Origin of the sequence: Streptomyces sp. NPDC085932, from assembly GCF_044540525.1 — a bacterium.
In the GTDB taxonomy this organism is placed as follows: Bacteria; Actinomycetota; Actinomycetes; order Streptomycetales; family Streptomycetaceae; genus Streptomyces; species Streptomyces levis.
Window position 1 is genome coordinate 313,140 of record NZ_JBITSJ010000005.1, and the last position, 12,723, is coordinate 325,862.

The following is a 12,723-nucleotide window of genomic DNA, read 5'->3' on the forward strand; positions in this document are numbered from 1 at the left end:
CGACCGTCCCTCATCTTTCGCAAGCAGGAGAGAAGAAGTCCCATGGCTGAAGTTCTCGTCTACGTCGACCACGTGGACGGCGCCGTCCGCAAGCCCACCCTGGAGCTGCTGACCCTGGCCCGCCGCATCGGCGAGCCCGTCGCCGTCGCGCTGGGCAACGGCGCCGGTGACACCGCCGCCGCCCTCGCCGAGCACGGCGCGGTCAAGGTCCTCACGCACGAGGCCGCCGAGTACGCCGACTACCTGGTCGTGCCGAAGGTCGACGCCCTCCAGGCCGCGCACGAGGCCGTCTCCCCGGCCGCCGTGCTGGTGCCGTCCTCCGCCGAGGGCAAGGAGATCGCCGCCCGCCTGGCGCTGCGCCTGGGCTCCGGCATCATCACCGACGCCGTCGACCTGGAGGCCGGCGACGAGGGCCCGGTGGCCACCCAGTCGGTGTTCGCCGCGTCCTTCACCACCAAGTCCCGCGTCTCCAAGGGCACCCCGGTCATCACGGTCAAGCCCAACAGCGCCGCCGTGGAGGCCGCCCCGGCCGCCGGTACGGTCGAGGCGCTGAGCGTGTCCTTCTCCGCCCAGGCCACCGGCACCAAGGTCACCGGCCGCACGCCGCGTGAGTCCACGGGCCGCCCGGAGCTGACCGAGGCCGCGATCGTGGTCTCCGGCGGCCGTGGTGTCAACGGCGCGGAGAACTTCGCGATCATCGAGGCCCTCGCCGACTCGCTCGGCGCCGCCGTCGGTGCCTCGCGTGCCGCGGTGGACGCGGGCTGGTACCCGCACACCAACCAGGTCGGCCAGACCGGCAAGTCCGTGTCGCCGCAGCTGTACATCGCCTCCGGCATCTCCGGCGCGATCCAGCACCGCGCCGGCATGCAGACCTCGAAGACGATCGTGGCGATCAACAAGGACGCCGAGGCCCCGATCTTCGACCTCGTCGACTACGGCGTCGTCGGCGACCTCTTCGACGTCGTCCCCGCCCTGACCGAGGAGATCAAGGCCCGCAAGGGCTGATCGAGACCGGCTGCGTCGAGGCCCCCGTGACCGGGCACGGTCACGGGGGCCTCGTGTCATCCCAGCGTCATCGAGGCCTGCACCGGCAGATGGTCGCTCGGGTACGTCCCGTCCAGGCTGAAGGTGTTCATCCGGGCCCAGTGCGTGGTCACCCCGGGGGTGGTGAGGATCCAGTCGATGCGCCGCCCGCCGGGCCGGGGCTGCCGGTAGCCGTGGTGCGTCCCGTACGCCGGGCCCCGCGAGGCCGCCGCCTCCCAGGCGTCCACCAGCCCGATGTCCAGCATGAGGTCGTACACCCGGTTGTCGTGGGCGGCCGCGTTGAAGTCGCCGGTGACGACGACCGGCAACGACCGGTCCCATCCGCTGATCGTCGCGCCGATGAGCTCCGCGGAGCGTTCCCGGGCGTACTGGCTGACACTGTCCAGGTGGGTGTTGAGGACGTAGAACTCCATTCCCTCCCGGGCGAGATCGGCGAACCGGACCCAGGTCACCATGCGCAGCCAGTCCGCTCCCCAGGTGTTCGAGGCGATCACGTACGGAGTGTCGGACAGCCAGAAGTGATCGAACTCGATCGGTACGAGTCTGCGCGTGTCGTAGAAGACCGCCATGAACTCGTCTTTGCTGCCGCCGGCGCGTCCGACGCCGATCCAGTCGTAGTGCTCGCCCAGGTCCGTCCGGATCGCGCGCACCTGCCGGTAGAGCCCTTCCTGGGTGCCGATCACGTGCGGTCGCTCGCGGCGCAGCAGTTCCCGCATCACCGGCCGGCGCACGGACCAGCGCGGTGTCTCGTCGACGACGGTCCCGAAGCGCACGTTGAACGTCATGACGTTCAGGGCGCCCGCGTGCTCGCCGGCGGTGGCGGGCTGCGTGGGGCCCGCGGTGGTGAGCAGCGGTCCTGCGACGGCGGCGGCGGCCGCCGCCTTGAGTCCGTGGCGGCGCGTCACTCCGGCCTCGTTCGGCACATGATCTCCCTCCCCTTGCACGGCAGGATGAAGCCTGCCTGGTGAATACGGAAGAGGAGGCGGAGTCTGCAGGGACCGCCGGGCGAAGAGGGGGAACTCGTCGGCAGGACGGTGTTGACCAGGCCGAAGGTCGGCCGATAACTTCGCTCTACGGATTGTTGATTCCGTACAGCGGAAAACAGGAGGGTCTCGGAATGGGTCACGGCCAGCAGGAGAAGGTGGCGACGAGCCTCGCGGGTGCCGTCAGCGAGGAGATCAGCGCCTCCCTCGCCCCGGTCGACGCCGAACTGGAGCGCCGCTACCCCGGAGACCCCGGCACCCGCCAGCCCGTCCACACCGTCTACGTGCCCGGCGACGTCTTCGCCGCCGGCACCGTCCGCTCCTGGGGCGACCGGGCCCTCGCCGCCCTCGACGAGCATGCCCCGGACGCCGCCTCCTTCGCCGCCGTCCTCGGCCTGCCCGAGGAGCTCGCCGAACCCGTCCACGCGCGCGTGCGGGCCAAGCTGGAGCGCGAACCGATCGAGGACCTGCGCGTCGACTTCGAGGACGGCTACGGCAACCGCCCCGACGCCGAGGAGGACGAGGCCGCCGCCCGCGCCGCCCGGATCATCGCCGAGGCGTACGCCGAGGGCACCGCCGCCCCCTACATGGGCATCCGCATGAAGTGCATGGAAGCGCCCGTGCGCGCCCGGGGCATCCGCACCCTCGACATCTTCCTCACCGGCCTGATGGAGTCCGGCGGCCTGCCCGCCGGGCTGGTCCTCACCCTGCCGAAGGTGACCTACGCCGAGCAGGTCACCGCCATGGCCCGGCTGCTGGACGCCTTCGAGAAGGCGCACGGCCTGGAGCCCGGCCGGATCGGCTTCGAGATCCAGATCGAGACCAGCCAGTCCATCCTCGCCGCCGACGGCACCGCGACCGTCGCCCGCATGATCCAGGCCGCCGAGGGCCGCGCCACCGGACTGCACTACGGCACCTTCGACTACAGCGCCTGCCTCGGCGTCTCCGCCGCCCACCAGGCGAGCGACCACCCCGCGGCCGACCACGCCAAGGCCGTCATGCAGGTCGCCGCGGCCGGCACGGGCGTACGGGTCTGCGACGGCTCCACCAACGTCCTGCCCGTCGGCCCCACCGAGAAGGTCCACGCCGCCTGGCGCCTGCACTACGGCCTCACCCGCCGCGCCCTGGCCCGGGCCTACTACCAGGGCTGGGACATGCACCCCGGTCACATCCCGACCCGCTACGCGGCCGTCTTCGCCTTCTACCGCGAGGGCTTCGAGCAGGCCGCCGCCCGCCTCGCCCGCTACGCCAACCGCACCGAAGGCGACGTCATGGACGAACCCGCCACCGCCAAGGCCCTCGGCGGCTACCTGCTGCGCGGCCTGGACTGCGGCGCCCTCGACATCGGCGAGGTCGCCCGGCTCACCGGTCTGACCCGGGCCGATCTGGAGAGCTTCGCCGCGCCCCGGCGCGGCGACCTGACGGCGTCCGCCTGAGGGAACGGCGGGGCGGTGGGTACCGGCCTTGTCACAGCCCTCACCACGGGCTGTCGCCGTCACCGCCGCCCCGTAGTCTGTACGCCACATACGGACGTGTCGGTGGATCCGGTGGGGTCACGGGGAACGGGGCAGCGGTGTCAACGGGGGAGTACGGGCAGGCGGACGGGACCGGCCGGCTGCTGGCGGGCAGGTACCGCGTCGCCGCCCAGCTGGGGCGCGGCGGCATGGGCGTCGTCTGGAAGGCCGTCGACGAGGTCCTCGGCCGCGAGGTCGCCGTCAAGGAACTGCGCACCTACACCGACGCCGCCGGCCCCGAACTGGCCGGACTGCACCTGCGGATGCAGCGCGAGGCGCGCGCGGCGGCCCGGGTCCGCCACCCCGGCGTCGTCTCCGTGCACGACATCGCCGAGGTCGACGGCCGTCCCCTCATCGTCATGGAACTGGTCGACGGCCCCTCCCTGGACGACGTCCTGCGCGACCGCGGCACGCTCGACCCGCAGGAGGCCGCCGGGATCGGCGCCAAGGTCATGGAGGCGCTGGCCGCCGCCCACCGGGTGGGCGTCCTGCACCGGGACGTGAAGCCCGGCAACATCCTGCTCGACCGCTCGGGCCGGGTCGTCCTCACGGACTTCGGCATCGCCACCATGGACGACCCGGGCGACGGTTCGGCCACGCACCTCACCCGCAGCGGCGAACTCGTCGGTTCCCTCGACTACCTGGCCCCCGAGCGGGCCCAGGGCGCCGACCCGGGCCCCGCCTCCGACATCTGGGCCCTGGGCGCCACGCTGTACGCGGCCGTCGAGGGCGCCTCGCCCTTCCGCCGCACCTCCACGTTCTCCACGCTCACCGCGATCGTCAGCGAGCCGCTGCCCGAGCCCCGCCGCGCCGGCCCGCTCGCCCCGGTCCTGCAACGCCTGATGGACAAGCGTCCCGAGGCCCGCCCGGAAGCCGGCCAGGCCCGCGAACTGCTGCTGGCGGTGGCCGAGGGGGGCGGCACCGACACGCCCACCTCGACCCTGCGCGGCCCGGCGGGTCCGCCCCCGCGCCCGGAGACGGAGCGCAGCGTGCCGTCGGTGCCGCCGGGCTTCGGACCGCCGGAGCGGCTCCCCCTGCCGCAGGACACCGCAGGGCCGCTCGAACCCCAGGGCACACCCGGATTCGGCCCGGCCGCCGCCTTCGGCGCGGCCGCGGGGACGAGCGTGACGCAGCAGGGCGGCGGACCGGGCGCCGGGGCCCCGACAGGGCCCATGACCCCACCCGCGTCCCGCCCCAAGAAGACCCGCGCTCTCCTCGCCGCCGCGGCCGTCACCGCCGTCCTCGCCGCCGCGGGCACCACGGTCGCCCTGCTCGGGAACGACGACGGCTCGGCACCGGACGCCCGGACCGGCGCCACCGGCGCCGCGGCCTCCGGACCCGGGCGCACCGACGACGGCTCGAACGCCCCGAGGCCCACGCGGCAGGGCGACGAGAAGGACGACGGCAAGGACCGGAAACCCTCCGCGAAGCCGGGGGACGACAAGCCCGAGCCCTCCGGCCGGCCCTCCACCTCGGCCCCCGCCAAGTCCTCCGCGGGCGGCACGAGCGGCGGCGCCGACGGCGGCACGTCCACGGGCACCTCGGGCGGCGGCACCGACGGCGGCACGACCAGCGGCGGTACGACCGGGGGCACGAGCACCCCGGCCCCCGCCTGCCACGCCATCGGCGGCGGCAAGTACAACTGCCAGGTCTGGAAGACCGCCGACTCCTACACGGCCTCCGGCACCAAGGTCGGCATCCTCAACGCGGGCACCAACTACTTCTACTGCCAGCAGAACCTGGGCCGCCGCGAGACGTACGGCGAGTGGACCAACGTCTGGTGGGCGAAGACCGACGACGACAGCGGCAACACGGACGTGTGGGTCAGCGACGTCTATGTCAAGGGCGGTGACAACGACGGGCCCGTCCCGGGGCTCCCGCTCTGCTGACGGCGTGCCGAGGCCGCCGCGTACCGCTCGAGGCCGCAGGCCGTCACCAGCTTCTCCTCGGCGAACAGCCGCGTGCCCCGCTCGCACAGCCGTCGGTCGGCGCGGGCCCGTGCGCAGAACTCCTCGGGCACGACGCCGAACAGCTCCCGCAGGCGCGGCAGCGCGACGAGCAGTTCGGTGAGCAGTTCGCGCTGACCCGGGTGGATGCGCGGCGCGCCCGTGCCGTCGTGCAGGACGCCGTGCCGGTTGACGTAGGCGTACGCGCCGGGCAGCCGTGTCCCGTCGGCGAGGTCGATCCGTACGTCCGGCGCGGGCAGCCAGGCCCGGTCGAAGTTGCCGCCCGGCACCGGCGCACCCTCGCTCGCGTCGATCACCGCGAGCTGCTCGGCGTCCAGCCAGAGCACGAACAGCGCGCGCACGGCGTCCGGGGCGGCGATCGGAGAGGCCGACACGTACCCCATGCGGCTCACGTGCGCGGAGACACCGGCGTCGACGCCGGTCACCCGGGCCCGCACCATCGGCAGGGGCGTGCCGACCCCGAACTCCCGCATCTTGTGCCGCAATTGGCCCGGGGAGCCGTTGGAGCCGATGGCGAGGACGGGCGTGCGGTCGTCATACACCAGCCGCTCGGGCGGCAGGAAGTGGTCCCCGTCGAGGATCCCCGAACCGGCGGGCCACGCGCCCGGATACAGCAGGGGGTGCTCGCGTGGCGCCTCGGCGAGGCCGAGGGCTCGCAGCGTCCGTTCCACGGGGCGGTTCATGGGCCGCTCAGTCCGCCGGGGGGATCTCGCCGGAACCACGGGTGATCAGCCGGGTCGGCAGCTCGATGCGCTCGGGAGTGGCCGGACCGCCGTCCAGCTGCCGGAAGAGACGTTCCGCCGCGGTGCGGCCGAGGTCCGCCGCGTCCTGGGCGACGACCGTGACGCCCGGCTGCAGCAGGTCGGCCAGCTCGATGTCGTCGAAGCCGACGAGGGCGACCGGCCGGGTCTGCTCGGCCAGCACCCGGATCACGGTGACCGTCACCCGGTTGTTGCCCGTGAAGATCGCGGTGACCGGGTCGGGGCCCGACAGCATCTCCTCGGCGGCCCTGCGCACCCGCTCGGGGTCGGTGACGCCGAGGGACATCCAGGAGTCCGCCACCGGTATCCCCGCGTCCTCCATCGCGGCCCGGTAGCCGCGCAGCCGCTCGGCGGCGGTGTGGATGCGGGGCATGTCGCCGATGAAACCGATCCGGCGGTGCCCGTGCGCGATGAGGTGGGCCACGCCGTCGCGGGCGCCGCCGAAGTTGTCCGACAACACCACGTCGGCGTCGATGTGCCCGGCCGGCCGGTCCACGAACACCGTGGCGACGCCCGCCTTGAGCTCCGGCTCCAGATACCGGTGGTCGTCCCCGGCCGGGATGACCACCAGACCGTCCACCCGCCGCGCGCACAGGGCCAGCACCAGTTCCTGCTCGCGCTCCGGGTCCTCCGCGCTGGAGCCGTTGATCAGCAGGGCGCCGTGCGCGCGGGCCACCTCCTCGACCGACCGGCTCAGCGGCCCGTAGAACGGGTCCGCGAGGTCCTCCAGGACCAGGCCGATGCTTGCCGTGCGGCCCTTGCGCAGCACCCGCGCGCTGTCGTTGCGGCGGAAACCGAGCGCGTCGATCGCCTCCTGGACCCGCCGCTCCGTCTCCGGCGTGACCCCCGGCTCGCCGTTCACGACCCGTGAGACCGTCTTGAGGCCGACCCCGGCACGGGCGGCGACGTCCTTCATCGTCGGACGGTTGCCGTAGCGCGTTGCGGATCGGAGGTGGGTCTGGGGCACGGTGCGGTGTCCTGTCCTGTCGTCCACGGGGATGCGTCGGTCCTGGGTTTGTATGAGGATGTGGCGTCGAGCATAGAGCCTGGACAACGTTGTCAGGCTCGGGGGAGACTGTCCACCGCAAACTCCGGACCGGCGCACCTACGCGGGACCGGTCCGCGGTTTGCCCTGCCCGATGGCTTTTCACGGCGTTTTTCTCATGGTTGACGGGGAGATCCGACACTGATGCACACCGACCTCGTGGCCGCGCTCGACATCGGCGGCACCAAGATCGCCGGCGCCCTGGTGGACGGCGGGGGCCTGATCCTGGCCCGCGCCCAGCGGCCGACGCCCGCCCGGGAGGACGGCGACACCGTGATGCGGGCGGTGGAGCAGGTGCTCGGCGAGCTGGCCGCGTCGCCCCTGTGGCAGCGGGTCACGGCCGTCGGGATCGGCAGCGCGGGACCCGTGGACGCCTCGGCCGGGACGGTCAGCCCGGTGAACGTGCCCGGCTGGCGCGACTACCCGCTCGTCGCTCGGGTCCGGGCCGCGGCCGGAGACCTGCCCGTGGAGCTCATCGGCGACGGCGTGGCGATCACGGCGGCCGAACACTGGCAGGGCGCCGCCCGCGGCCACGACAACGCGCTGTGCATGGTGGTCTCGACGGGGGTCGGCGGCGGCCTGGTGCTCGGCGGACGGCTGCACCCCGGGCCCACCGGCAACGCCGGGCACATCGGCCACATCAGCGTCGATCTCGACGGCGACCTGTGCCCCTGCGGTTCGCGCGGCTGCGTGGAGCGCATCGCCAGCGGCCCCAACATCGCCCGGCGCGCCCTGGAGAACGGGTGGCGACCCGGCCCGGACGGCGACACCAGTGCCGCCGCGGTGGCCGCGGCGGCCCGCGCCGGCGACCCGGTCGCCGTCGCCTCCTTCGAGCGGGCCGCCCAGGCCCTGGCCGCCGGGATCGCCGCCACCGCCACCCTCGTGGAGATCGACGTCGTCGTCATCGGCGGGGGAGTGGGCAAGGCGGGCGACGTCCTGTTCACGCCCCTGCGCAAGGCCCTGCGCGCCTACGCGACCCTGTCCTTCGTCCAGCACCTCACGGTCGCGCCCGCCCAGATGGGCACGGACGCGGGCCTGGTGGGCGCGGCGGCGGCAGCCCTGACCCGTCGGACGGACGCGGCGGCCGCGGGCGTCTGAGAGCCGGCAGGAACGTTCAGGCAGCGGGGTGGGCCCGCTCCGCCGGAGGCGGTCCCCGTGCGGGTGGCGTGACCTCCGGCGGGGGCGGGCTCTGTGCGGGTGGCGTGGCGTCCGGCGGGGGGTGGGCTCTGTGCCGGAAATCGACCGCATGTCCGTGTGATGTGGCACGATCGCGCCTGTGAGCAGCAGCAGACCCGCCTCGGCGCAGCGGCTGAGCGATCTCGCCCGGCTGCGCCGGGTCAAGGACCGGATCGACCGGGAGTACGCGCAGCCGCTGGACGTGGAGGCACTGGCACGGGGGGTGCACATGTCGGCGGGCCATCTCAGCCGTGCGTTCCGTCAGGCGTACGGCGAGTCGCCGTACAGCTACCTGATGACGCGCCGCATCGAGCGCGCGATGGCGCTGCTGCGCCGCGGCGACCTCAGCGTCACCGAGGTGTGCTTCGAGGTCGGATGCTCGTCGCTGGGCACCTTCAGCACCCGCTTCACCGAGCTCGTCGGCATGCCCCCCAGCGCCTACCGGCGGGAGGCGGCGCGCGCGACGGCCGGGATCCCCTCGTGCGTCGCCAAGCAGGTCACCAGACCGGTCAGGAATCGAGAAGCGCCCACCGCGGGCCGAAACTAGCGTGAGGGCCATGGACCTCAACATTCACGCCAGCTTCCTGCCGCACGACGACCCGGACGCCGCCCTGGCGTTCTACCGCGACACCCTCGGCTTCGAAGTCCGGGGCGACGTCGGGTACGAGGGCATGCGCTGGATCACGGTCGGCCCCGCCGGCCAGCCCGGCACCAGCATCGTGCTGCACCCGCCGGCCGCCGACCCGGGCGTCACCGAGGACGAGCGCCGCACCATCACCGAGATGATGGCCAAGGGCACCTACGCCAGCATCGTCCTGTCGACCACCGACGTCGACGGCGTCTTCGACCGGCTGCAGGCGAGCGACGCCGAAGTGGTGCAGGAGCCGGTGGACCAGCCCTACGGCGTCCGCGACTGCGCCTTCCGCGACCCCGCGGGCAACATGGTCCGCATCCAGCAGCTCAAGGGCCAGTAGCAGCCCACCAGCCCCCACCCCCGCGCCGCACCCGTCCGGGTCCGGCGCGGGGACGAGATCGTCCGAGCGCGGCAGCCCCGCCCGACAGATGGAGCCACCATGAGCAAGGCCACGACGACGGACGGACGGTCGCCCGGGCCGCACCTCGCCGACAGCCATGACGTGATCCGCGTGCACGGCGCACGCGAGAACAACCTCAAGGACGTCAGCATCGAGATCCCGAAGCGCCGGCTGACGGTCTTCACCGGTGTCTCCGGCTCGGGCAAGAGCTCACTGGTGTTCGACACGATCGCGGCGGAGTCGCAGCGGCTGATCAACGAGACCTACAGCGCCTTCCTCCAGGGCTTCATGCCCAACCGGGCCCGGCCCGAGGTCGACGTGCTGGACGGCCTGACCACCGCGATCGCCGTCGACCAGCAGCGCATGGGCGGTGATCCCCGCTCCACGGTCGGTACCGCCACCGACGCCAACGCCATGCTGCGCATCCTCTTCAGCCGGCTCGCCGAGCCGCACATCGGCCCGCCCAGCGCGTACTCCTTCAACACCGCGTCCGTCAGCGCGTCCGGCGGCATCCGCGTCGACCGCGGCGCCGAGAAGACCAAGACGGTCAAGGCGACCTTCTCCCGCACCGGCGGCATGTGCACCCGCTGCGAGGGCCGCGGCAAGGTCTCCGACATCGACCTCACCCAGCTCTACGACGACACCAAGTCGATCGCCGAGGGCGCCTTCACCATCCCCGGCTGGAAGTCCGACAACGTCTGGACCGTCGGCCTCTACGCCCAGTCCGGCTTCCTCGACCCGAACAAGCCGATCCGCAGGTTCACCAAGAAGGAGATGCAGGACTTCCTCTACGGCGAGCCGACCAAGGTCAAGGTCAACGGCGTCAACCTCACCTACGAGGGCCTGATCCCCAAGATCCAGAAGTCGTTCCTGTCCAAGGACAAGGAGGCGATGCAGCCGCACATCCGGGCGTTCGTGGAGCGGGCGGTCACCTTCACCACCTGCCCCGAGTGCGACGGCACCCGGCTGGCCGAGGCGGCGCGCACGTCCAGGATCGGCAAGGTCAGCATCGCCGACGCCTGCGCCATGGAGATCAGGGACCTGGCCGAGTGGGTGCGGAGCCTGGACGAGCCGTCGGTGACACCGCTGCTCACCGCGTTGCAGGGCACCCTCGACTCGTTCGTGGAGATCGGCCTGGGCTACCTCTCGCTCGACCGGCCGGCGGGCACGCTCTCCGGCGGCGAGGCGCAGCGCGTGAAGATGATCCGCCACCTCGGGTCCTCCCTCACGGACGTCACCTACGTCTTCGACGAGCCCACCATCGGCCTGCACCCGCACGACATCCAGCGGATGAACGACCTGCTGCTGCGGCTGCGGGACAAGGGCAACACCGTCCTGGTCGTGGAGCACAAGCCGGAGGCCATCGCGATCGCCGACCACGTCGTCGACCTGGGCCCGGGGGCCGGGACGGCCGGCGGCACCGTCTGTTTCGAGGGCACGGTCGAGGGGCTGCGGGCCGCCGACACCGTCACCGGCCGGCACCTCGACGACCGGGCGAGACTCAAGGAGACGGTCCGCGAGGCCACCGGCGCGCTGGAGATCCGGGGCGCCTCGGCCAACAACCTGCGTGACGTCGACGTCGACATCCCCCTCGGGGTGCTCACCGTGGTCACCGGGGTGGCCGGCTCCGGCAAGAGCTCGCTCCTGCACGGCTCCATCCCGTCCGACGCGGGCGTGATCTCCGTGGACCAGAGCCCGATCAAGGGCTCGCGGCGCAGCAACCCGGCGACGTACACCGGGCTCCTCGACCCGATCCGCAAGGCCTTCGCCAAGGTCAACGGCGTGAAGCCGGCCCTGTTCAGCGCCAACTCCGAGGGCGCCTGCCCGGCCTGCAACGGCGCCGGCGTCATCTACGTGGACCTGGGCATGATGGCCGGCGTCGACACGCCCTGCGAGGACTGCGAGGGCAAGCGGTTCCAGGCCTCGGTGCTGGAGTACCACCTCGGCGGCCGTGACATCAGCGAGGTGCTCGCGATGTCGGTGACCGAGGCGGAGGAGTTCTTCGGGACCGGCGAGGCCCGTACACCGGCCGCGCACCGGATCCTGGAGCGGCTCGCCGACGTCGGGCTCGGCTACCTCACCCTCGGCCAGCCGCTGACCACGCTGTCCGGCGGCGAGCGGCAGCGGCTGAAGCTGGCCACGCACATGGCCGACAAGGGCGGGATCTACGTCCTCGACGAGCCGACCACCGGCCTCCACCTCGCGGACGTGGAGCAGCTGCTCGGCCTGCTCGACCGGCTCGTCGACTCCGGCAAGTCCGTGATCGTGATCGAGCACCACCAGGCGGTAATGGCGCACGCCGACTGGATCATCGACCTCGGCCCCGGGGCCGGTCACGACGGCGGCCGCGTCGTCTTCGAGGGGACCCCGGCCGCCCTGGTCGCGGACCGCTCCACGCTGACGGGACAGCACCTGGCGGCGTACGTGGGCGCCTGACGGGGCGCCCGCGGCGGCCGCTTCAAGGGGGGCCGGGGGCGCCCCGCCGGGGACGTCCCGCAGGGGCGTGTCCGCCGGGGCCGTCCGAAGCCCCGGTCCGGCCGGCCGGCCCCGCGAAGCCGCCGCGGCCTCGCGGGACCGGTCGGCCGAACGGACCCCTCCGGGGAGCGCACGGCGGCGCCCCCGCTCAGGCTGGTGCCATGGCGTCCGTGAAACCCGTCGTGGTCTACCCGCCCGCCGCGGACGGCGGCCGGCGGGTCCGTGTGGACGACCAGTTCCTCGGCATCGCCTACGGGCTGCTGGACATCGCCGAGTTCCTGCGGCGCGCGGGCATCGAGGACGCCGACGAGGCGTACGTGGCCGCGTCGGGGCTGATCGAGTGGCGCGGCGGCGGCCCGGACAGCTGGGGCGAGGACTCCGCGGGCGGCCTCGCCTGAACCCGTGGTTCGCCCGGTCGTACGCGCCCGCGTGACCCCGGAGCGGTTCCGGCCGTTGTGCCCGGCATGAAGAAGCGCAGCATGCTCGCCATCGCCTCCCTCGCCACCGGCTTCGTCGTCGCGGCGGTCACCCCGTCCCACGCCCTCACGGAGAACCTGGGCACTCTCAGCGTGGACGACACCCTCAAGACGCTCGACGAGACCGTCGCCAAGGACAGCCTGTCCCTGGACCGGGAGGACGGCAGCGAGAAGAACGAGAAGGGCTGACGAACCGCCCGGCCCGGCCCACGGCGCCGGCGCACCCGCACGCGGGGGCGCCGGCGCCG

General features: G+C 73.2%; 12 protein-coding genes. 9 read left to right on the forward strand and 3 right to left on the reverse strand.

Annotation, left to right across the window (positions count from 1 at the left end; all coding sequences use genetic code 11):
• Positions 1-42: 42 nt before the first annotated feature.
• Positions 43-1,005 (forward strand): electron transfer flavoprotein subunit alpha/FixB family protein, encoded by a 963-nt coding sequence (locus ACIGAQ_RS25515; protein WP_311681931.1) that lies wholly within the window; start codon positions 43-45, stop codon positions 1,003-1,005.
• A 56-nt stretch (positions 1,006-1,061) separates the two neighbouring features.
• On the opposite strand, the gene ACIGAQ_RS25520 is transcribed toward ACIGAQ_RS25515, so the two are convergent.
• On the reverse strand, positions 1,062-1,967 hold the full coding sequence (locus tag ACIGAQ_RS25520) for an endonuclease/exonuclease/phosphatase family protein (RefSeq protein WP_399786461.1): 906 nt from the start codon (positions 1,965-1,967) through the stop codon (positions 1,062-1,064).
• Positions 1,968-2,161: 194 nt separating this feature from the next.
• On the opposite strand from ACIGAQ_RS25520, the gene ACIGAQ_RS25525 reads away from it, so the two are divergent.
• Together ACIGAQ_RS25525 and ACIGAQ_RS25530 are read left to right on the forward strand one after the other, a co-directional pair.
• On the forward strand, positions 2,162-3,463 hold the full coding sequence (locus ACIGAQ_RS25525) for a DUF6986 family protein (RefSeq protein WP_399786464.1): 1,302 nt from the start codon (positions 2,162-2,164) through the stop codon (positions 3,461-3,463).
• A gap of 137 nt (positions 3,464-3,600) precedes the next feature.
• The gene (locus tag ACIGAQ_RS25530; RefSeq protein WP_399786466.1) at positions 3,601-5,430 is read left to right on the forward strand and encodes a serine/threonine-protein kinase; all 1,830 of its coding nucleotides are present in this window, start codon (positions 3,601-3,603) and stop codon (positions 5,428-5,430) included.
• On the opposite strand, the gene ACIGAQ_RS25535 is transcribed toward ACIGAQ_RS25530, so the two are convergent.
• Positions 5,376-6,191 carry a hypothetical protein gene (locus tag ACIGAQ_RS25535; protein ID WP_399786469.1) on the reverse strand — a complete coding sequence of 272 codons (816 nt, stop codon included), beginning with the start codon at positions 6,189-6,191 and terminating at the stop codon, positions 5,376-5,378. The two genes, ACIGAQ_RS25530 and ACIGAQ_RS25535, sit on opposite strands and share 55 nt — an antisense overlap.
• A gap of 7 nt (positions 6,192-6,198) precedes the next feature.
• Positions 6,199-7,263 carry a LacI family DNA-binding transcriptional regulator gene (locus ACIGAQ_RS25540; protein ID WP_399786471.1) on the reverse strand — a complete coding sequence of 355 codons (1,065 nt, stop codon included), beginning with the start codon at positions 7,261-7,263 and terminating at the stop codon, positions 6,199-6,201.
• 195 nt (positions 7,264-7,458) lie between these two features.
• Between ACIGAQ_RS25540 and ACIGAQ_RS25545 the strand changes: the two genes are divergently transcribed.
• From ACIGAQ_RS25545 to ACIGAQ_RS25570, 6 genes are all read left to right on the forward strand, one after another.
• Positions 7,459-8,412 (forward strand): ROK family protein, encoded by a 954-nt coding sequence (locus ACIGAQ_RS25545; protein WP_399786474.1) that lies wholly within the window; start codon positions 7,459-7,461, stop codon positions 8,410-8,412.
• A 178-nt stretch (positions 8,413-8,590) separates the two neighbouring features.
• A complete protein-coding gene (locus ACIGAQ_RS25550; protein ID WP_311681923.1) occupies positions 8,591-9,037 on the forward strand; it encodes a helix-turn-helix transcriptional regulator in 447 nt (148 codons plus the stop codon).
• A gap of 10 nt (positions 9,038-9,047) precedes the next feature.
• Complete coding sequence (locus ACIGAQ_RS25555) at positions 9,048-9,464, forward strand: VOC family protein (protein WP_311681921.1); 417 nt, start codon at positions 9,048-9,050, stop codon at positions 9,462-9,464.
• Positions 9,465-9,563: 99 nt separating this feature from the next.
• A complete protein-coding gene (locus tag ACIGAQ_RS25560; RefSeq protein ID WP_399786478.1) occupies positions 9,564-11,960 on the forward strand; it encodes an ATP-binding cassette domain-containing protein in 2,397 nt (798 codons plus the stop codon).
• A gap of 200 nt (positions 11,961-12,160) precedes the next feature.
• Complete coding sequence (locus ACIGAQ_RS25565) at positions 12,161-12,397, forward strand: hypothetical protein (protein WP_311681919.1); 237 nt, start codon at positions 12,161-12,163, stop codon at positions 12,395-12,397.
• A gap of 66 nt (positions 12,398-12,463) precedes the next feature.
• Positions 12,464-12,664, forward strand: coding sequence for a hypothetical protein (locus ACIGAQ_RS25570; RefSeq protein ID WP_094052079.1), 201 nt, complete (start codon positions 12,464-12,466; stop codon positions 12,662-12,664).
• Positions 12,665-12,723: the final 59 nt, after the last annotated feature.